Origin of the sequence: Shewanella piezotolerans WP3, assembly GCF_000014885.1 — a bacterium.
Taxonomy (GTDB): domain Bacteria; phylum Pseudomonadota; class Gammaproteobacteria; order Enterobacterales; family Shewanellaceae; genus Shewanella; species Shewanella piezotolerans.
Window position 1 is genome coordinate 4,545,085 of the sequence record NC_011566.1, and the last position, 21,072, is coordinate 4,566,156.

The 21,072-nt window shown below is 43.6% G+C and carries 15 protein-coding genes and 1 riboswitch; of the genes, 5 read left to right on the forward strand and 10 right to left on the reverse strand.

Features of this window, described 5'->3' with window-relative positions; translation table 11 throughout:
- Positions 1–560 precede the first annotated feature (560 nt).
- From SWP_RS19355 to SWP_RS19370, 4 genes are all read right to left on the reverse strand, one after another.
- Positions 561–1,040, reverse strand: coding sequence for a hypothetical protein (locus SWP_RS19355; RefSeq protein ID WP_020914325.1), 480 nt, complete (start codon positions 1,038–1,040; stop codon positions 561–563).
- A gap of 78 nt (positions 1,041–1,118) precedes the next feature.
- Positions 1,119–2,225, reverse strand: coding sequence for a succinylglutamate desuccinylase/aspartoacylase family protein (locus tag SWP_RS19360; protein ID WP_044556542.1), 1,107 nt, complete (start codon positions 2,223–2,225; stop codon positions 1,119–1,121).
- A 49-nt stretch (positions 2,226–2,274) separates the two neighbouring features.
- Positions 2,275–3,639, reverse strand: a complete 1,365-nt coding sequence (gene lysC / locus SWP_RS19365) for a lysine-sensitive aspartokinase 3 (protein WP_020914327.1) — start codon at positions 3,637–3,639, stop codon at positions 2,275–2,277.
- A 134-nt stretch (positions 3,640–3,773) separates the two neighbouring features.
- Positions 3,774–3,954: riboswitch (Lysine riboswitch) on the reverse strand.
- A 142-nt stretch (positions 3,955–4,096) separates the two neighbouring features.
- Complete coding sequence (locus SWP_RS19370) at positions 4,097–4,525, reverse strand: DUF3293 domain-containing protein (RefSeq protein ID WP_044556543.1); 429 nt, start codon at positions 4,523–4,525, stop codon at positions 4,097–4,099.
- Positions 4,526–5,094: 569 nt separating this feature from the next.
- On the opposite strand from SWP_RS19370, the gene arcA reads away from it, so the two are divergent.
- On the forward strand, positions 5,095–5,811 hold the full coding sequence (gene arcA, locus SWP_RS19375) for a two-component system response regulator ArcA (protein WP_020914329.1): 717 nt from the start codon (positions 5,095–5,097) through the stop codon (positions 5,809–5,811).
- A 329-nt stretch (positions 5,812–6,140) separates the two neighbouring features.
- Here arcA and SWP_RS19380 read toward each other — a convergent pair whose 3' ends face one another.
- Positions 6,141–8,381 carry a S9 family peptidase gene (locus SWP_RS19380; RefSeq protein WP_020914330.1) on the reverse strand — a complete coding sequence of 747 codons (2,241 nt, stop codon included), beginning with the start codon at positions 8,379–8,381 and terminating at the stop codon, positions 6,141–6,143.
- A gap of 599 nt (positions 8,382–8,980) precedes the next feature.
- On the opposite strand from SWP_RS19380, the gene SWP_RS19385 reads away from it, so the two are divergent.
- Complete coding sequence (locus SWP_RS19385) at positions 8,981–9,970, forward strand: class 1 fructose-bisphosphatase (protein ID WP_020914331.1); 990 nt, start codon at positions 8,981–8,983, stop codon at positions 9,968–9,970.
- 250 nt (positions 9,971–10,220) lie between these two features.
- Here the strand turns inward: SWP_RS19385 and SWP_RS19390 are convergent, their stop codons facing one another.
- A complete protein-coding gene (locus tag SWP_RS19390; protein WP_020914332.1) occupies positions 10,221–10,571 on the reverse strand; it encodes a DoxX family protein in 351 nt (116 codons plus the stop codon).
- A 97-nt stretch (positions 10,572–10,668) separates the two neighbouring features.
- Between SWP_RS19390 and SWP_RS19395 the strand changes: the two genes are divergently transcribed.
- Positions 10,669–11,571: a LysR family transcriptional regulator gene (locus SWP_RS19395; RefSeq protein WP_044556111.1), complete on the forward strand. Its 903-nt coding sequence runs from the start codon at positions 10,669–10,671 to the stop codon at positions 11,569–11,571.
- A gap of 101 nt (positions 11,572–11,672) precedes the next feature.
- Here the strand turns inward: SWP_RS19395 and SWP_RS19400 are convergent, their stop codons facing one another.
- Entirely contained in the window at positions 11,673–13,463 is a 1,791-nt protein-coding gene (locus SWP_RS19400; protein ID WP_020914334.1) for a flavocytochrome c, read from the reverse strand.
- Positions 13,464–13,869: 406 nt separating this feature from the next.
- Here SWP_RS19400 and SWP_RS19405 point away from each other — a divergent pair, with 406 nt between their 5' ends.
- Both SWP_RS19405 and SWP_RS19410 read left to right on the forward strand, forming a co-directional pair.
- A complete protein-coding gene (locus SWP_RS19405) occupies positions 13,870–15,882 on the forward strand; it encodes an ATP-binding protein (RefSeq protein WP_020914335.1) in 2,013 nt (670 codons plus the stop codon).
- Positions 15,879–17,258, forward strand: a complete 1,380-nt coding sequence (locus SWP_RS19410) for a sigma-54-dependent transcriptional regulator (protein WP_020914336.1) — start codon at positions 15,879–15,881, stop codon at positions 17,256–17,258. The genes SWP_RS19405 and SWP_RS19410 overlap by 4 nt, the downstream gene beginning before the upstream one ends.
- Before the next feature lie 66 nt (positions 17,259–17,324).
- On the opposite strand, the gene SWP_RS19415 is transcribed toward SWP_RS19410, so the two are convergent.
- The 3 genes from SWP_RS19415 to SWP_RS19425 all read right to left on the reverse strand — a co-directional run bounded on the left by SWP_RS19415 (position 17,325) and on the right by SWP_RS19425 (position 21,072).
- A complete protein-coding gene (locus SWP_RS19415; protein WP_020914337.1) occupies positions 17,325–18,590 on the reverse strand; it encodes a dicarboxylate/amino acid:cation symporter in 1,266 nt (421 codons plus the stop codon).
- A gap of 419 nt (positions 18,591–19,009) precedes the next feature.
- Complete coding sequence (locus SWP_RS19420) at positions 19,010–19,864, reverse strand: DUF7281 domain-containing protein (protein ID WP_020914338.1); 855 nt, start codon at positions 19,862–19,864, stop codon at positions 19,010–19,012.
- The gene (locus SWP_RS19425; protein WP_020914339.1) at positions 19,852–21,072 is read right to left on the reverse strand and encodes a hypothetical protein; all 1,221 of its coding nucleotides are present in this window, start codon (positions 21,070–21,072) and stop codon (positions 19,852–19,854) included. The genes SWP_RS19420 and SWP_RS19425 overlap by 13 nt, the downstream gene beginning before the upstream one ends.

The following is a 21,072-nucleotide window of genomic DNA, read 5'->3' on the forward strand; positions in this document are numbered from 1 at the left end:
AGGGCTGTTGAACTTTCGAGCTTATACCAATTGCATTAAAAGTTTGACCATTCAGCGGGAATTCAAAACGCTGTAGGCAAGTAGTGGAATTTGAGCTAATAGTTATTCTATATCCAAATCCCATAGCGAAGCATACAGCGTTTTGAAACCCGCACTACGTGAGCCCCTCAGTCTTTCCACTTCTGCTTTGCATTGCCTTAAAAGGGAATAACCATTTCTTTATCAATGCGCTTTGAATTGAAAAGGCTGAGGGGCTCTGAATTGGTCAAATACTTAATGCAATTGGTATTAGTTTTTGTTCGATTCTTTACCGTAAGGAATAATGCTTTTAGGAGAAGGCTTGAGCAATGATGTTTAACGAGCTAGGTGAACAGCTCGTTGCGCAGTGATAAAGCATTGCAACGCCCCCGAAGGACCGCGCTTCTTGGCTATTTTTACTGCGTTATAGGATATTTGTGGAGAAAGACTAAACCGCATAACCTTTGCCTTGTTAAAAAGCCAATAAACTGCGGCAAAAACAACCATGAAAGATCAACAGCCCCTAGCTAGTTAGAAATATATTAGTATTCGTCTGTAGCTAAAGAACGGCTATAATCTATTTCAATTTCGACTGTACGTAAGCTGACATCCTGTTGCAACGACTTATACATAACTAACAAGTCAACATCCTCATCGGTAGGTATTAATCGGTAAGTTTCTGCCGCTATCTGCTCAATAGAATACAGCGTATGCAGCGAATCGATTCCAGACTCGCTTTGAACGACAAAACTACCTTTTAATATTCCGCCTTGGCTCATTTCGGGGTTAAAGACCCGAGTTCCTTTAGCCAGAGGGGTAGTCTCGGCAATAAACTTAGCGCCGTTTAGCTGCAAGCTAGTCGCATTGCTTGTCGATACCTTATCCATTCCTATAGCGTTTGTTTCAACTTCAGCTTCGGCTACTTTGGTCACTTTAGCTTGCACATTCTGATCTGGAGTCGCTTTGTCAGCAGTACAACCTGCTGTTAGCAATAGCGCTGCACATAGTGGGATTAGTCGCATAATTAGCCCGAACCTCTATCAATAATGTTCTATTTAAACATTAGCATAACATTAAACAGCCCTTACTTAGTGATGATATTAAAGCTCAAACACATTAGTCATCAGCTTATACAACTCTGTGCCTTGATAAACAGAGGCTGAAGCAAAATGAAGAATGGGCACACAATCTTGTTCAAGCTGCAGCGAAGTTAACTCATCTTCGGTGCCATAACAGTCCAGCCTAAGAATATTTGCCAGCGGTTCACCAGCCTTTAGCGGTATACCTGGCTGAGCTAAGTACTCTACTAATCCGCCTTTAGGTGCATGATATTTTTTGTAATCCTTGAGTAAACAACCAAAGCGAGGCATATCGGCCGGGGCAACCTTCTCGTTGATCACCCCGCGAAAACTAAGATAAGCCAAAACTCCCTGAGCATCGACCAGGGCATCTCGCATATCAATACGCTCTTGACTAGCTAGCTCCAGTGTAAAAGCGGCTACAGGAACAGGCATCTCTCTCCCTTGGCTAGCAGCATGCTCAACCAATGCCCACCAAGGACAAAATGCCGCCTCATCCATCGCGCCGCCAAAATCATTGGGGATGATTAAGCTATAAGGAATAGAAAAAAACCTTGCTGAATCTCTATCGTATTCAGGACAATAAAGGTGTTTACAGGATTTAGGTCCGGTATGCAGATCAATCACAATATCGGCTTGATGCGCTAACGTTTGCAACGTGACAGCGAGCCTTTTACCTGTCGTCACGCCCCAAGGGTTTGCTAAATGTACCTCACATGATGCCAGCAACGCCAACCTAAACTGCTGCTTTAGCTGCACATCATCTAGATGACAATGTTGTTGATAAAATGCAGGGATATCGATTGAATGCTCAAGGTACTCACGGTTCCAGTTGACCCCTGTAATAGGATCAAAGCGCCCAAGTGTAAACTCGCCACTCTTTTGATTGATCCCCAACGGATTAGCAAGCGGCAATAATGTCACTTCACCGCGAACATCCATTCGCTCCAGTTGCTTCATTAACTGGAAAATAACCGCATTTCCCTGTACTTCTGCACCGTGAACATTCGCTTGCACAAATACACTCGGCGCAGATGGGTCTTTCGCAGCTACACGGTACACAGGAATGCTTAGCTCTTGCCCTGTTGCCAGTTCGCCAACATTAAGGCTAGATTGGGTAAATTGCATCATGTGTACTCGGTTCCTTGCTTCACCAGCGACTAATATTCAACGGCGATTATGATTCAAACAAATTTTCATGTAATGCACGGATCACATCAGCGGCTTGTGCTTCTTCTACCAGTACACATAGATTATGCGGGCTCGCGCCTTGGCAGATCATGCGTACATTATGAGGCTCTAGTACTTCAAACACTCTGCGACATACACCCGCCGTTGACGCAATTCTGTTACCTATAACAGCAACCAATGCCAAGCCATCTTCAACACGAACTCGGCAGTGCTGCGACAACTCCTGCAACAGCGACTCACTCAATAAACCATGGCCACTCGAATCAGAGCCGGTTTTATCTAAGGTTAATGCCACATTCACTTCTGAGGTGGTAATTAGGTCAACACTGATCTTATGCTTTGCTAGGGTGGCAAAAGTTTGGGCTAAAAAACCCTGTGCATGAAGCATTTGTAGACTATGAAGATTTAGCAGCGTTTGATCTCTTCTTACCGCTACCGCGCGGTAGACGGGCTCGTCAGACACCTGGTGACGGATCCAAGTGCCGCCTTGTTCTGGTGTCCAGCTTGAGCCAACAAACACTTGGATTTTTTGCCTAACCGCTGGAAGAATCGTGGCTGGATGCAATACTTTAGCCCCGAAAGTAGCCATCTCTGCCGCTTCATTAAAGCTGATTTCAGCAATAGGCTTAGCATTGGGGGCAAGTCTTGGATCAGTGGTGTAGATCCCAGCAACATCAGTCCAGATCTCAACCGCGGTTGCCCGCAGCGCTTCTGCTAATAGTGCTGCTGAATAATCACTGCCGCCACGCCCCAAAGTCGTGGTAGCTCCCTCTTCATCAGCCCCTATAAAACCTTGGGTAACTATTACTTGAGAACTCAACAATGGCGCTAAATGTTCTTCAGCAAGTTGAGCAATGGATTCTATTTGTGGTTCTGCACGGCCATGATGGCTATCAGTTCGCATCACTTGTCGCACATCGAATGCTGCAGCTGCTGCGCCTTTCTCACGTAACACAGCGGCGAAAAATACCGACGAGCACATCTCGCCTTGCGATAGCATTTCATCCATAACTGCTTTGCTGCGGCTCAGCACTAAGCGTTCGGCGAGTACCGATATATGGCTAATGACGGCATCAATTTTTGCAGCCACTTCACTTGGATGACCCAGCCTATCGAGGATCTGATACTGAATAGAAGCAATCTGTTTAATCAGCAGTTTGCTTTGCTCTGAGGTTGTTGTAGCTTGAGTCAGTGCTACAAGCTTATTGGTGACGCCACTTGATGCACTCACCACCACCACTTTTGTAGCTGGGTTATTGATAATGATATCAGCACAGCGGTGCATCGCATCATAGTCTGCAACTGAGGTTCCGCCAAACTTAGCGACAGTTAAACCATTGGCTATAGACATAGGGCAGCCTCCACGGAAAGTGGAATCTGAATAAACTGACGGTTTTGAAAAACTAACATGAATAAGCTCCGAACTAACTTCGTTCGAAGAGCCTGGTGCTAAGATATGCACCCCATTGATGGGAAACAGCGATCGTCACCAGAAGCTCTCCACCATAATAATAGGTGACAATCGACAGGATTCAGCCTGAACGACCGATACTTAAAGCTATCCCAAAAAGCTTTTAATATCTCGGCGCTAATCTCCCTCATGAATGATCTTTGGGTTTTGGTCCCCTCTCATTCACTACCTAGTTAACGCTCCTCTTCTGTACTCAATTTGTATACAAATCAAGAAAGTGAAAAATATATAATTAACGCCAGCAAGTCAAACAAAATTTGTACAACTTTAGAATTATACCAACCAATAAATAACTGCTCGACTCAAAGCAGCCACCTTGATTTGATCTCAATTGCTATTACACGTTATCAGGCAGCTCATGCACTACGTTAACTCGAGGTGAAAACGCACCAAGAGCCGTTTCCTGTTGTAACAATAAGCAAGGGATCAATTGCAGTTTGTCTGACTCGACATAGTAGATAGCATTTTGATTAAATTTACAGCCAAGTTTAATCGCAGAGGCTTTATCAGTGGCAACCGCCCAACTCTTTTCCATATGGCTACGATCTTGAGACGCTCCTACCATCGCCCGATAAGGACGCCGTAAACCGAGGATCTCTTGCAGTAGCTTACGGTCGAGTAATCGATTCTGACTAGGAGCCAATGATTCACCTTTCGGATTGTGAGCAGTGATGATTGCGAATGAAATTTTGGGAGATAAACCTTGTGTGAACAAGAATTCCGTTTGTTGATATTCGTGCCAAAGCCTTTCTACTGAGTGATTCATTGCTAACAAATTCTCTAATTGAAGTGATTTTATTATAGCAAAATCGTTAGGGCTGCCTAGAGACGTGATATCGATCACAGTAAATAAAATTTCACTTATCTTAATTATCAACCACTTAACTGCTTTTTCGTGATCTAAGTCATGCCTTCTTGTAAATTTGTTAACATTTCATTTGTTAACAAATGCCTAAAACGAGTACAATAGGTCCTGTTGATTAACTCACACTGATATACATGTGATGACACATTTTGTTACACATATCTGAAACAGATAGAAGAGTAATCCACACAGCTGTACCAAATGTGATCTATGTTTGATTTAACATTTAAACTTCAAAAAAAAACAATCGTTAAGGAACTTCTTGTCCCTATTGTTTATCGAAGGAAATACAGTTTACGTTTTCCATATGTGAGATACCCATACTTTACTTATCATGAAGTGTGTTGCTGTTTCAGAATAGAATTTGAAAACACCAGCGTGTATCAGTGAAATATCAGCATGACTTTATGGAGTATAAAATTATTTATACTCATGGTTAGAATAGAATTGACAGAGATTAGGTAATTAATATGCAAAACCCGCACATTCTGATTGTTGAAGATGAAGCCGTTACCAGAAACACACTTAGAAGTATTTTTGAAGCAGAAGGATATGTGGTATCTGAAGCCAATGATGGCGCTGAAATGCATAAAGCTATGCAAGATAACAAAGTTAACTTAGTCGTGATGGATATTAACCTTCCCGGCAAAAACGGACTTTTATTAGCACGCGAACTTCGTGAAATTAATAACATTGGCCTTATTTTCCTTACAGGCCGTGATAACGAAGTAGACAAGATTCTTGGACTTGAAATTGGCGCTGATGATTACATCACTAAGCCATTCAATCCACGTGAATTGACTATTCGAGCTCGTAACTTATTGACCCGTGTAAATAGCACTGGTGCTGAGTCTGAAGAGAAAAGCGCAGTTGAGTTCTACCGTTTCAACGGTTGGAGCTTAGAAATCAACAGCCGCTCTCTAGTTAGTCCACAAGGTGAGTCTTACAAGCTGCCACGTAGTGAGTTCCGCGCTATGCTGCACTTTGTAGAGAACCCAGGCAAGATCCTTAGCCGTGCAGACCTACTTATGAAAATGACTGGTCGTGAGCTTAAGCCACATGACCGTACTGTTGATGTGACGATTCGTCGTATCCGTAAGCACTTCGAAAGCTTGCCAGATACACCAGAAATTATCGCTACCATCCACGGTGAAGGTTACCGTTTTTGTGGTAACTTAGAAGACTAATCCAATCTTCTAATACAAAAAAGCCAGTCATTTGACTGGCTTTTTTGTATCTAAAATCTAGGAAAACAAGTCAAATAACTAAGCTATAAACTTGACACCTAATCTTAATTAAACCTTAATCTGACGCTAGAACAAGTTAAATTCCGCTAGCAGATAATCCTCATTTGTCAAATAAGCCAACCATAATTATAAATATTGCTTTGTCCCTATATAGGTCGCTTTTTAACGTTAAGAATAAATAAACCTTCTTATTAACGATATTTAATCTTCGGTTAATCAAAATAGGCATAAACTTAATTGTCTTTATACCTATTTTGAAATTGTTAACTCTATTTTAGTTCACGGTCCAAAAAGTCTGCTAGCGAGCGATATAAATGAACCCGTACTTTCTCACCGCGCATAGAGTGTTTAGAACCGGGGTAATCTATCATCTGGAATAGCTTTCCTTCATCTTGCAATGCTTTATAAACTCGCGTGCTGTTTTCAAATAGCACATTGTCATCCGCCATACCGTGGTACATCAACAATCCAGACTGATAACCTTTGACATATGGCAACACACTACTCGCCTCATAGCCTTTGGCATTTGTCTCGGGGTGGCTCAGGTAACGCTCGGTGTAATGGGTATCATACAATGACCAATCGGATACTGGTGCACCAGAGATTGCGGCCTTGAAGTAATCAGGTGCTTTAAACAAGCTCATCAACGCCATATAACCGCCATAACTGTGGCCGTAGATAGCAATATTATCGCCATCTACATACGGCAAGCTACGCAGATAGTCGACACCCACTTTTTGATCGTTAACTTCAGCATCACCTAGTTGCTTGTAAATCACGTATTCAAATTTTGTACCGCGATGGGCGGAACCACGATTATCTAATTGATAAACGATAAAGCCTTGCTGCAGTAGGTGTTGAGTAAAGTAGTCCTGATGACTCCAACTATTGGTCACTAGTTGTGCGTGTGGACCACCATAGACCCGAACAACCACAGGATATTTCTTGTTAGCATCAAAGTTTGTTGGCTTAAATATGCGGTACTGTAACGCTTGTCCATCTTCTGCGGTTAACTCTCCAAACTCAGGCACTTGCCACAGCCCAAAGTAATCATAAAGTGGGTGGCCTTTTTTAACTTCATTTTGCTCAACCCAGGCTAATCGCTTGCCTGACTCACTGTGCAAACTCACCTGAGGTGGCTGCGACAAACTACTAAAATAGTCTAAATAGACTGGCTGGTTATCGGCAAACACAGTTGAATGCATACCAGAGCGACTGCTTATAGGTTCGACTTTACCACCAGTGATAGCGACCCGGTATAACTGCCTTTCAGTAACTTTAGTTTTACGCCCTGTAAAGTACACTTCGCCGGCTTTTTCATCGATATACTCAACAGCATCTACCGCCCAATCACCTTGGGTAAGCTGACGAATAACCTTGCCGTCAAGCCCTATTAGGTAAAGGTGGTTAAAACCATCACGCTCCGACGCCCAGATAAACGATTTCTGTTTCTTTAAGAAATGCAGGTCATCGTTCAAATTGACCCATGCTTCGCTGCGCTCCTGTACCAAGTCTTTATTGCGCTTGATATCATCAATATTAACAACTCTTAAGTCGAGCGATTGCTGATCACGGCTCTGCCACTGGTAAGAGAGTTGCTTACTATCAGGCAACCACTTTACTCTCGGAAGATAGATATCTGTATCTTTGCCTAAATCAACCCAAGCGACTTTGCTATCGCTAAGCGAAACGACACCTAGTGCGATTGTTACGTTATTTTTACCTGCATATGGATAACGCTGCTCGGTGAGTTTAATGCCATCGGCGTAGATTTCATTACGGGTAACTAACTCGACAGCAGATTCATCAATACGAGTGTAGGCAATCGCTGATTCATCAGGTGACCACCAATAGCCCGTCATACGGCCCATCTCTTCTTGCGCAACAAACTCAGCCATGGCGTTTTTAATCGCACCGCCGCCATCAGTGGTTAATGCTGTCACCTTTTCAGTTTTTAGGTCCAACACATACAAGTTTTGTTCACGTACGAAAGAGACGTAATTGCCCTTAGGAGACAGTCTTGCATCGGTCGCAAAGCCCTCACCAGTTTTAAGCAGTTTTACTTGATTGGTTTTCACCGAGAAGTAATACAACTGGCCTGAGGCTGGGATAAGCATAGCTTGGCTATCATCTGCCCAGAAATATTCCATAATGCCTTGGCCATAAATACGCTGACGTTCGCGACGCGCTTTCTCCTCATCGGATAGCTCGCCAATCGTCAACTTATCAGCGTCAAGCAACAAGCTTTGCTTGCCCGTTGCGACATCCATCTGCCATAGATCATAAAAATGTTGATCATCTTTACGACCAGCCAAATAGGTCACTCGCTTACCATCAGGCGAAAGCTTCAGCCCACGCGGGCTGGTGCCAGCTAAAGCTGGCGAGGCATACATACGCTCGATAGTTAATGGTTTGTCACCACCTTTGGTGACTGAAGATTGTGCAATTGCTGGAGATGCCATCATCATTGGAAACGTGGCAAGCAGCAAACTCATCCAATTTTTTTTCATTATTATTCCTTGGATAACACGTTGTTAAAACGTGTTTTGGCTGAAAATTCGTCTACATTGTGCCTCAAATATAAGCAAAACAAAAACAATGCAGACAATATGCATTGGCGTGTGCGCTTTACAGCTGAAAAAACTGCCAATCTCAGGTATCATCGCCGACAATAATAGGTTTATAGCAATCGGTATAAAGATTTGGTCGCTCAGCGAGAGTTAGCGGTTTTGAAGCAAGGTCATTAAATGCTCCAGCATTAATGACATTCACCACATCTGACCTCCAGGGATGGAGGTAATGCCTTAAGCATGTCAGGAACATGCTAGGCCATGTGGTTTGCAGTGAGTGAAGTACATAGTTATTCTACGTTCAAGCTCATTAACGCTGCATCAGAGCCGCTAAAACTCGCCTGTAAGGAGTGTTTTGGCTTCCTACTTCTGTGTTGGATAAAGGCAAAAGGGAACAACCATTATGTCAATTATCCGCCTTGAATTAGTTCGCCAAAAAACACTCTGAGTAGACCAACTACTTATCCCGATAGGTATTAAAACTAAAAATCCCGACCTCTAACTCAATTTAATACACTTAAATTGTCATAGGAAACAACATGCAGACTCTGGCTGAAAACCTGACATCGCAAGCAATTTCTCCCTCTCTTGAAAAACTGATCCTGACCTTAGCTGACACCTCGATCGAGATCAGCCATGCAGTTCGCCATGGTGCCTTAGCAGGTATTTTAGGCGCTACAGAGCAAGAAAATGTTCAAGGTGAAACCCAAAAGAAACTGGATATCATTACCAACGATATGCTCAAAGATGCACTAAAAGCTGACGGTACAGTCCGCGGCATTGCATCTGAAGAGGAAGACTACGTGGTTGATGCCGATGCTAACGGCGAGTTTCTAGTCTGCTTTGATCCACTAGACGGCTCATCAAACATCGACATTAACTCATTAGTCGGTACTATCTTTTCGGTATTACCAGCGCCAGCGGGCGAGTTTTCAGAGAAAAGCTTCCTACAAGCGGGTCGTAATCAAGTTGCCGCAGGTTATGTGCTGTATGGCCCATCTACGATGTTGGCGCTCACCACAGGTAAAGGCGTGCAACTCTTTACCTTAAATCCTGAAACCAATGAGTACTTGTTAACTGATCCAGCGATGAGTATCAGTAAAGACACAGCTGAGTTTGCCATTAATATGTCAAACCAACGCTTCTGGGAAGCGCCAATGCAGACCTACATTAACGATCTGCTACTAGGCACTATTGGTCCACGTGAAAAAGCCTTCAATATGCGCTGGATTGCAGCCATGGTTGGCGACGTTCACCGAGTACTTTGCCGCGGCGGACTCTTCACCTATCCAACTGATAACAAGAACCCGAACAAACCATTTAAATTACGCTTAATGTACGAAGCAAATCCAATGTCTTTCCTAGTTGAGCAAGCTGGCGGTAAAGCATCTACCGGCTATGAAACCATCATGGACATCGAACCAAGCGAGATCCACCAGCGTGTGGCGGTTATCTTAGGTTCTGCCAATGAAGTTGACGCATGCCTTGAGTATCATCAAGTTGATTACTCACAAGAGCCAACTATATAAGACGTTAGATCCTAGGAGCTCGGAAAGGTACAGACCGTAAAAGCTAAAGTAGCTAATCGGAAAAGCTGCAACCTGAAGCTTAAAGAAGGCTCTTGACACTGACTCCTAAACCTAAGAAAGCGCAATCCTATAATAGTTAGGACTGCGCTTTTTTTTGGCTGGTTACTAAATGGATGGCAGACTAAAACCTTAAAATTAGACTTTGTCTAGCGAACAAATAACTGACTATAAGATTTGAGTAAAGCAGTAATCAACTTAGCAGTACAGTAAGGGACAGAAGTAGAGTGACCATAGCAGGAATTCCATCTTGCCATCTGTCAAAACGTAGATGGAAAAATATCGCACCAAGTGAGGTCACAACAATAAGCACTGCACCGAGCCATAACGTCCATATAGGTGTAGCGATAGCTAGAAATACACTCAGTAATATAGCGCCGGATAGCTCTATCAAGCCAACAACAAACATTACTTGTCTGTTAAGACCATACTTCTTAAAAAATTTAAGCTGAGTTTCGAAGATCAATTTTTGCCAACCTAGCAACTTAATTGAACTGGCAAACATAAAGAAAGTGACTAACACAGCGATAATAATTTCTTTCATCTTAAGCATCCTCTTTTTGAATAGCGAAATTAAAGCATTCCTAAAAAGTTATATAAATGCTATTTTTGGCATAACTTACATTCCAAATAAGAATGCAATGGATAAATTTGATTGCCTCCAAATTTTTGTCAAAATCTCGCAGCTAGGTAGCTTTACTGCCGCGGCAAACGAACTGAATATCACGCAGAGTGCCGTGAGTAAAAAAATTGCATGGCTAGAGAACAAGCTCGGATTTGCGCTATTTCACCGTAACAGCAGACAAATTCAGTTAACCACTCAAGGTGTTCAGTATCTTCAATATAGCGAAAGATTTATCGATGAAATGACACATTTCGAATCTAGCTTAAAAGAGGAACTAGAGCAGGTTAAAGGCCAGCTCAAACTATCAGTGCCAAGTTCAATTGCCACTCAACTACTACTGCAACCAATCAACGACTTTATGGATCTTCATCCTGGGCTCACAGTTGATACCTCTGTCAATGATCGGCAAGTCGATCTGATAGAAAGCAATATCGATATCGCCATTAGAGCCGCTGTTTTAGAAGATTCAGGTTACAAAGCACGTTTCTTATTTAATAACCAAGCCGTTTATGTTGCCTCACCTCGCTATCTACTAGGCAGAGAAGCTCCGATCCTTGCCAGCGATCTTCAGTCTCACAACTGTCTAACCTATTCGCTTATGAGTCCATCCAATATATGGAGCTTACGTAAAGGCGGTAAAGTAGATGCAAAAGTCATGGTCAAAGAAGTGTTTAAAAGTGATAGCCCAGAGTTGCTGCTTGAGATGGCCTTGCTTGGGCGTGGCATAACAGCACTGCCTAACTGGATGGTTGCTGAGCAGTTAAAAACTGGTAGTCTGATCCAGGTATTGACTAGCTATCAATCTATCGCTTTACCCATGTATGCGGTGTTCAAAAATGATGATTATCAACCCTACCGAGTCAGAGCTTTTATAGACTACCTTATCGATTATTTTCAAGCCTTAGACAAATCACTCTGATACAAAAAAGCCTTCATCTAATAAGGTGAAGGCTTTCAGTTTAAAGATTAATTTAAAGAGAAACTTCGAAACTAATCCTTTTCAAACTAACGCTACCAAAGTTATTTCTTTTCGGCGTACTTAGCTGCATTTTCACCAGCCATTCTACCGAAGGTAACGATGTCAGAAATCGCGTTACCACCTAGACGGTTAGCACCGTGAACACCGCCTGTCACTTCACCCGCACCGTATAGACCAGGAATAACCTGCTTCTTAGCGTTCAAGATTTCAGACTTAGAGTCAATCATCACGCCGCCCATAGTGTGGTGAACACCAGGAGTTACTTCAATCGCGAAGTAGTTACCTTCATTAAGAGCACGCGGTAGGTTTGGACGTTCAAAGTCAGCGTCTTTACCAGCAGTCACAAAGCTATTGTAACGCGCCACAGTTTCAGTCAATGCTTTACCATCGATGTTCTCTAGCTTACCAAGCTTAACCAATGAGTCAGCAGTCGGGGCAACACCTAGGCCGATGTACTTATCAATTTTGCTTAGTGACTTACGCACGGAATCATCAAAGATTAGGTAAGCTGTTTTACCTGTTTGCTCAAGAATCGCTGCAGCGGCTTTGTCACGAGTGGTGATTTCGTTGACGAAACGCTTACCTTCGCGGTTAACCAAGATTGCACCGTTACCACGTACCGCTTCAGTAACCATCACACCACCTTTAACAGACAGTGTTGGGTGAGCTTGGATGTACTGTAGATCTTGCATCGCAGCGCCAGCATTACCCGCTACATCAATACCATCACCAGTCGCACCTGGTTGGTTTGTTGATACAAAGCCTTTAAGTTTTGGATCAAGTTTGGCTACACGGTCGTTGTTCTTACCGAAACCACCTGTTGCCAGTACCACTGCATCAGCTTTAATCCAGTAGTAACCTTTGTACATACCTTTAACGAGCAGGCCTTTAACATTGCCCTTATCATCTTTTAGGATTTCAATACCACGGGTGTTCATGCGCATATCGATATCACGCTTAACTGCGTTATCGTAAAGCACTTGAATCACGTGAGCACCCACACCTGCACCACCTGTTGGACGATGAGAACGGTTAACTGACGCGCCGCCCATACGGCCAATGTCAGTCAGATCGGCACCCATGCCAGTTAACCAGTCAACTGAACCTTTTGAGTGTGATGCCAATACATCGACAAGAGCAGGGTCATTTAAGTTGCGGCCACCTTTCATGGTGTCTTTAACCATAGACTCAACGCTATCTTCAATACCTTTGGCTTTTTGTTGATCTGTCCAAGCAGCGTTCATACCGCCAGCAGCTAGTTTAGCGTTACCGCCAATAACAGGCTCTTTTTCAACAAGAATAACTTTGGCACCGTTGTCATAGGCAGAAACTGCAGCAGAGAAACCTGCGCCACCAGAACCGATAACCACTACATCAGTTGTGTCGCGTGGTTCAGCAGCTAATGCAGCTTGGCGATCTGACTTGTCCTTTAATAATTCATCGATGCTAGGCTCATCACGCTCCCACTTCTTCGTGTATGGCATGTCAAAGTCGAAGCTATGGCAAGAATCACAGTAAACCATCGATTTTTCGTGGGCGCTATGGCAAGAAGTACAAGCGATTTCGCCAGGGAAGTGAGATGCGTGTGCGTTGTAGTGCTCATGTTCAGTCTCTTTTGCCACCTCTTCCATCGTGCCATGACATGATACACACTGCTCATTTTCGTAACTTAGGTTGTCGTTTGAAAGCTCGCCATCTGGCATGTGGCAGCTATCACACTCTTGGTTTTCACCATGGAATTCAGCTAAGTTATCCGCAGCCATTGCATTACCCATAAAGCCAGCTGAGCCTAATAGCGTTGCAATACACACTGCTTTTTTAAAGTTTTTCATCTCAAATCCTCACTCTCACCAAGTCACTTATCGTCACTTATAAAAGTCATCACGGTAATTTCGACAATCGTTAATGTTGTCGTCAATTGTTAAGTTCAAATTCATTTTGAGCTCAATATTGCCTACGCTCAATCAACAACGGCTCAGCAAGTAACAAACTAAACACTTGATCACAGGCTGATTAGTTGCTCATGCACGAATGCATAACGGCATGATGGGTTATGCAAAAATGCATAACTCTGTGTGAGCGAGCTAACATTGATCAATAAGACCTCTTGCAGCGATTATTTAGATCCTCAAAGAGACTTCAGGCTTGAAAATCCCATCATTATCTAGCTGCTGTAGCGGTCAAAAACCGAGAATTACTGCACAGTTAACGTGTATAAGTGCATGCTAAGATTAAGCGATGAAAATACTTGTTAAGCTTTTATACGCACTGCTGGTAATAACTTCAGCGCTACTCACCCAAACTGCTGTTGCTAAAGAGAGCAACAGTATTGTGTTTGGTGTTCACTCAAAAACAGCTCCACTTGAATGGCGTAATAACGGTGTCGATCAAGGCTTTAACTTGGAGCTACTGGATCGGATCGGTCAACTCACCGGTAACCGTATTGCAGTTAGACGTAAGACCTTCCAACAGTTGCTGACAGATGTTCATAATCCTGACTCCCTGATTGATGTGATCGCGGTTGTCAGCCCAGTAACAATCGATCGCGACCTTAGCCAGTCCGATCCGATCTACGCCACCCACGCGAAAGCTTATACCCTGCAAGGTAAATCTTTTATCGAAGGCTGGGACGATCTAAAAGGTAAACGAGTCGCTATTAAAAAAGGGGCCTTTGTCGATGTGTATATCTCTGGCAAACAACAAGACTTTAAGAGAGTTGATGTTGACCTTTACGAGACAGGGTTTCAGCTATTAATAAAGGGGCAAGTCGATGTTGTGATCGCAGAAAATTTTGTAGCCAGACGACTAATGCCATTATACCCCTCTATCAGAAGTTCTAGTGACCCACTGATATATGGCGCGTTTAACTTTGTTAGTAATCGCAAAAATGCAGCCTTAATGGCACACATTAATGATGCACTGCGTCAACTGAAACTATCGGGTGAATATGACCGTCTAGTGAATAAGTGGTTTGGTACAGGGCGTGAAAAAGTCGACCTTAACTCCGCGCAACAGCGTATGTTGTCACTGGCAATTTTTGTCAGCTTGATCTCTGCTGTTGGCATGCTGCTCACAGGGTATGTCAGTCTCAGCTTACGTAAACGCAGCAAAGCACTAAAATTAGAGTTAACTCAACGGAAAAAAGCGGAAGCGGCAATATCCAACTTATCGAAACAGTTTCAATCAGTTCTCGACGGTATCCCTCATGGAGTCACCTTATTTAATCGACAAGGTGAATGCCTGTGGAGTAATGATAATAATCAACTACTCAAAAATCCTGAGTTCCACTACATCGATGGTCAACCATTCAAGCTATTGCCAAGCTTACTTGAAGCCTTAGACAGCAACCGTTCCACCATCGCTGATATGGTTATTAAAAACCAGCATTGGCAGTTACAATTGCATCCCATTGGCGACGACCAAGCTGTTATTTTGCTGGAAGAGACCACAGAGCAGCAACTACTGCGTCAAGCTAATGACGAGGCCAGTCGCTTGGCTTCTTTAGGAGAACTTTCAGCAGGTATCGCTCATGAAATCAACAACCCCACTGGCATAATCATCCACTCTATAGCGTTTATAAATGATGCCCTAGCTGATCTTTCTATCGCTGCTGATAGCTACCAGAAACAGAACCCATTTTGGAATATTGCAGGACTAGAGCCTACATCGGCATTAACTGAACTCAATCTGAGTAGCCAATCGATTGTTGAAGGGGCCGATCGTATTAGCCGTATCGTTAACGACTTAAAACGCTATGCCTTACCGACCATTGCTGATGAATACCAAGCAATATCACTTAATGAAGTGGTACAGGTCTCTTTGCGCTTAACAGCGAATCAGATAAAAACCTTAAACGTAGTCACTGACTTATCCAGTCCGAGTCCCATTATTAAAGGCGATGCACAGCAATTAAATCAAGTGCTAATCAACTTAATTCAAAACGCCTGCCACGCCATCGTGCTCGATGCTGACACTTATGATAATGACCAGCATATTGTGCTCGAAACCCACATTGAGCAAGAATTTGCTTACTTGACGATTACCGATAAAGGGCAAGGTATGGACAGGGCAACTTTACAACGGATCACAGAGCCATTTTTCACAACAAGACGCTCAAGCGGCGGCACAGGGCTTGGGCTGTCGGTTTGTAGCCGCATCATTAAAGAGCATAAAGCTGACATGCAGATAAAATCGCATATTGGCAAAGGTACCGTTATTACCCTTCGCTTCCCATTGGAGACTCAAACGTGAAACTAGCCAGAAACATTCTACTTGTCGATGATGAGGCCTCTTGGTTACGTACCCTTGCAATAACGCTCAACCGATTAGTGCCCGAAGCAAAAATTGATACCTGTGTCGATAGCAGGCAGGTGATGAACCGCCTTGAAGTCGGTGATTACGCGCTAGTGTTACTGGATTTAACTATGCCGTTCCACTCAGGTGAAGAGCTGCTGAATATGATCCGCAATGCCCACCCCAATACTCGGGTCATCATAGTCACCGGTGTCAATGAGGTTGATACTGCAGTGCGTTGCATTAAGCATGGTGCTTATGACTACTTTATCAAAACCGATAATGTTGACGATCTTGCCCGCACAGTGCGCCGCGCATTAGAAGTCGTGGGGCTGGAACGTAATTATTTGAGAATTAAAGAGAGCTTTCTCAGTAAAACCTTAACCCAACCCGAAGCATTCAATAACATTCTTACCTGTGAACCCGCGCTACTCGATCAGTTTCGCTATTTTGAAGCGGTTGCACCTAGTCCAGAGCCAATCCTGATCCAAGGTGAGAGTGGCACTGGCAAAGATGAGTTTGCTAAATCAGCACACCAATTGTGCTGCCCAGAAGCTCCCTTTATCAACGTCAATCTAGCAGGAATAAGCGCGAGCGCATTTGAATTACAGCTGTTTGGCCAAATCAAGACCTTAGATAATGGTCAAGTCAGCGCTCAAGCAGGCGTGTTGCATCAAGTGCAATCCGGCTTACTTTATCTCAATGAGATTGGTGATTTACCGATAGAAGCTCAGGCAAAGCTGGTGGATGTGATTGAGCATAAACAGTATTACCCTATTGGCAGCGACAAAGCCTACCCAGTGTTGTGTAAAATAATCATTTCAACGCAGCACGATCTACTCGCTTTAAGCAAAGCTGGTAAGTTTCGTAATGATCTTCTCTACCGCCTACGCTCTCACACCATTAAACTGCCTCCACTTAGACAACGTAGGCTTGATCTATTCATGTTGATCAATCATTTCATCACCTTAGCAGCTGATGAAATGAACCTGCCAAGACCTAACCAACCCAGTACCCTTGCCGCGCAACTCGCAGACTATGAGTTTCCTGGCAATTTGCATGAATTAAAAGGGATGGTATTTGATGCTGTAAGCAGGAGTGATGGTATACAACTCAATATCAGCCCTTTTATGGAGGCCATCAACCTCAGCAAGGTAACTGCAGAGCATTGTGATCAGTTAGTCTTTCCAAAAGAACTGCCGACATTGGCACAGATGGGAGATGCATTGATTAATGAGGCTATGAGTCGCACCGCCAATAGCCAGACGGCTGCAGCACGAATGCTTGGTATTAGCCAAAGCGCATTAAGTCGTCGGCTAAAACAAGAAAAATAACATTTGAGAATACATACAAAAAACTCGCCAATTTAGGCGAGTTTTTGGCAATAACCAGTTCTCAATTTAGCTTGAGGTAACACTGTTTGATGCAGTTTCCAGCTTAGCTTCTGCACGCTTCTCTGTTTCATCAACAATAGTAAGTACTGCAGCGTCACCCACTACATTACATGATGTCAGTACCATATCGATTAAACGGTCAAGCGCGGCAACAATAGCGAATGCTTCTACTGGTAGACCCATCTGATGAATAAGTACACCAATCATCACCATACCGCCACCTGGAACACCGCCAGCACCAACAGACAGTAAGAAGATGCTAAACAATAGTGCAGGTAACTGATCCATACCAATTGGTGCGCCAAACGCATTAGCCACAAAGAAGATAGCAATGGTGATGTAAATTGATACGCCGCCCATGTTCATCGTTGCGCCCAGCGGTACGCCAAAACCTGCCACGGCACGATTAACACCAAGCTTCTCAGTTAAGGTACGCATTGTCACTGGAATAGTGGCGTTTGAGCTCGCTGTTGAAAGTGAAAATAGGATCTGTTCACGAGTTTTAGCGCGGAATTCTTTGGCCGACACTGGAGTAAACATGCTTACAGCAAATGGGTAAACTACAAATATCCATAACAGCAGTAAACTTAAAATCACCACAAGGTATTCTAATACGCTACCAAATATCTCAGCTTCAAGGGTTGCTCCCAGCTTTAGCATCAATGCAAACACACCAATAGGTGCTAACTGCATAACCACGCTAATGAGCTTCATCATGATTTTGTTAGCAACCTGAAAGCCGCTCACAGCACTTTTAGCTGTTTCACCAAGTGACTTAATCACGCCACCGAGCAAAAGTGCCATAAAGATCACTTGTAGCATATTGCCAGATGTAAAGGCTGCGACAGGGTTACTAGGCACGATACCAACAATCAGCTGTACTAAGTTTGGTAGCTCTGTGGCGACGATATCAACACCACCACCGCTCGACATATCAACACCTTTACCCGGTGCCAATAGCAAAGCGACAGCTAAAGCGGCAAAAATAGCCACTAAGGTATTAATGATGTAGAAGCCAAACGTTTTACCGCCTAAACGGCCAAAACTATTGAGGTCTTTTAGTTCGCAAACGCCACATACGATTGAAACGAATACTAATGGTACAACTAACATCATGATCATATTAACGAACATGGTGCCAGCACCGGAAGCGATATCGACCACAGTGCCAGTGAAGAAACCGATATCTGCGAGGAAGTACTGAATGATCGAGCCGAGGATCAAACCTGAAAACAGACCGATAAAGATCCGAGTAGAAAGTGATTTAGTCATTAACTTGCCTTATATTCGACATGTCTTATCGCATGTCTTCTATTGCCTTCAATCTTGATGGATATTTAATTTCCATCTATTAGTGGCAGGGATAGTGAAACATGCTAGCAAGAATTTCAATCAAAACCATAAAATTAGTTTATGAAACAATCTTATAACACCCCGGCAGTAACAAGATAACCCTCTGTATCAACAGTAAATTCAACTGCAAAACTGAAAGCCAAATTGAAGCAACTTTTACACAGGCAACACCAAGGCAACACAATAGAAACATACCAGCAAAAACAGAGCAGTGACAACACCTATTAAAAACGACCTAGGCAGCGCAATGCACTAGCGAAAGCAGGCCGAGCAGTCGGCATAACTAACCAACTTTATTGCGCAGTGTTATCTAAAGAAAAACTGCTGAGTTTTTATGCTTAACAAGCTCGAGGATGGATAATTAACCCTAGATTATGAGCCAATAGATGCTGCTGCTTAATGCTGACTTTATGCTCGATAATAAACTGCTGTAATGGCCGCCACTGTTCACTTTGATGTTGGATATATTTAAGTTGTTTATATTGTGCAGTGTAGTCTTCCGTGGAGCTTGCGGTAACGACTAGCGATGAAAGGGCTTCAATGCTTGGGGCGAGCAGCTGAGTGACTCTGGGCGTCGTGAGTGCGATTTGTACACCAGCTGGATCGACATCAACAAATGCTACAACAGTAACCTTCTCTGGTAGCAGCTCAAGCAAAACGCTAAGCCCTATACTCAATCCGTTATGCCCTCGATACACCACTAATACATTGTTGAGCGCTTCATCGACCGAAAACTGATACCAATAATCAAAGGCATCGAGGTTTTCAACAATCACTAGGTGAGTAATCGTTGCAATCTGCGACTCAAGTAATTGAATGACGTTAGTAAGCGGTATTCTAAGTGAGCACTCAATAGGAATATTAGGGAAAAAAGGGCGAGATTTTATCAGTACAAACTGGTCATCAGGCGCAATGGCAGCAAGCTTTTCATAACGGCTATGTTTAGCAACATCAATACGATCACCATCAAAAGTATTCGTCAGCAGATCACTACCAAAGTAATCTACCGACATCTGCTTAAGTTGATGCTGTTGAGCAGCACTAAAATGCAGATATCGGCCAGACTCATCGACACTGCCCACCTCTAGCTCAGCGAATATCTTTTGCCAATTGCTGCTAAAGGCTACCTTAGCACTGCGCTTTCGCAGCACATTGGTAATGAGGTTTGCATGGACTTTAGTTAGGCGAGCCACAGCTCTACATCTCGGATAACAAAATTGCCAGTATAAACAGGGTCTGACTCCCCAATAGCTTCGAGCTCGAAATATTGTCTATGCTCTTCAGGCAAGCCCTCATAGCCGCAAATAACTTGATAGAGCCAGCTTTCACGATCCCAATCCAGCGCTTGTTCATCAAGGTACTCTAATGCCGATTGACTCTTGCCTGAATCAATCACCGCACAGAAATAGGCATCAACCGCCAACTTGAGAGGGTTATCAGGAATATCGAAATCTTCGGTTTGGCTTAGCGATACTGATACATCATGCTCAGTGATAACATGCCCAGCATTAAGCCTATCGATACGCTTAATATTGGAGACGATTTCAAAAAGCTCAGGCTCATATAAAGTACTGTGAACATCTACCGCTGCTGGCGCGAGCAAAGCTTCGGCGCAATTAAACAATGCAGGCAGCTGTTTGTGACTGACATGATCCGCAGGATGATAATCAGGATGAAGATCGGTATAGAGCTGCCAGCCCTTTAGCAAACGAGTACGCCCGCGAATTTGACGGAAGCGGCCAAGCAACTCTAGCAAACGTCCCTGCACCACGCTCAACTCTTGAGTACAATCACTCAACGTATCCTGCAAAGAAGTGACTAAGAGCTTTCTTAGTTCACGAATATCGCCCGCTATCTCACCAAGCTCGCTAAACTGGAACATCTCCAATCCATTGAGCAGTTCCGTTACCTGTTTTTGTGCCAATTCGTTCTCACGAATTTTAGCGTTGATGGTCCCCACATAACCAAACTCGTTGTTAATGCGGCTCCACAGTACCCGTATCGAGTAGCGTAGGCCATCAGCAAAGCTATAGACATGCTCACTTAAGTCAGCAAGATAAGCCTCAGAAGCAGCATAATCAACATTGTGACGAGCTTCTTTATAATGAGCAGCCAAGGTTTTAATGCTGGCTAGCGAACTGCCAACATTCGAGTCTATTTGACGGTTACGCTCATCGCTTAATGCCTCCTCTAATAAGGCACGTACCGAACGCTTCAAGCGTAACTCTTGATCCGCTTCAGGCCGCCATAAGATATCACTTTTACGTAGCTTCTCTATTGCCGCCGCATTGGTTTCATCTTCTGACACTGAGCCCGATAGATACACATCCATCACTAATTCAGCATGACGGCCAAGCTGCTTGAGCAGCTTAACGCCAGCTTGATGTAAGTTACTGCTCAT

Excerpts from the sequence above, each read along its gene's own strand:
- SWP_RS19370 (WP_044556543.1), bottom strand. The coding sequence starts at position 4,525 with ATGAATCACTCAGTAGAAAGGCTTTGGCACGAATATCAACAAACGGAA.
- SWP_RS19400 (WP_020914334.1), bottom strand. The coding sequence starts at position 13,463 with ATGAAAAACTTTAAAAAAGCAGTGTGTATTGCAACGCTATTAGGCTCA.
- SWP_RS19385 (WP_020914331.1), top strand. The coding sequence starts at position 8,981 with ATGCAGACTCTGGCTGAAAACCTGACATCGCAAGCAATTTCTCCCTCT.
- SWP_RS19360 (WP_044556542.1), bottom strand. The coding sequence starts at position 2,225 with ATGCAATTTACCCAATCTAGCCTTAATGTTGGCGAACTGGCAACAGGG.
- lysC (WP_020914327.1), bottom strand. The coding sequence starts at position 3,639 with ATGTCTATAGCCAATGGTTTAACTGTCGCTAAGTTTGGCGGAACCTCA.
- SWP_RS19425 (WP_020914339.1), bottom strand. The coding sequence starts at position 21,072 with ATGAGCAGTAACTTACATCAAGCTGGCGTTAAGCTGCTCAAGCAGCTT.
- SWP_RS19405 (WP_020914335.1), top strand. The coding sequence starts at position 13,870 with ATGAAAATACTTGTTAAGCTTTTATACGCACTGCTGGTAATAACTTCA.
- SWP_RS19380 (WP_020914330.1), bottom strand. The coding sequence starts at position 8,381 with ATGAAAAAAAATTGGATGAGTTTGCTGCTTGCCACGTTTCCAATGATG.
- SWP_RS19415 (WP_020914337.1), bottom strand. The coding sequence starts at position 18,590 with ATGACTAAATCACTTTCTACTCGGATCTTTATCGGTCTGTTTTCAGGT.
- arcA (WP_020914329.1), top strand. The coding sequence starts at position 5,095 with ATGCAAAACCCGCACATTCTGATTGTTGAAGATGAAGCCGTTACCAGA.
- SWP_RS19355 (WP_020914325.1), bottom strand. The coding sequence starts at position 1,040 with ATGCGACTAATCCCACTATGTGCAGCGCTATTGCTAACAGCAGGTTGT.
- SWP_RS19390 (WP_020914332.1), bottom strand. The coding sequence starts at position 10,571 with ATGAAAGAAATTATTATCGCTGTGTTAGTCACTTTCTTTATGTTTGCC.
- SWP_RS19395 (WP_044556111.1), top strand. The coding sequence starts at position 10,669 with ATGGATAAATTTGATTGCCTCCAAATTTTTGTCAAAATCTCGCAGCTA.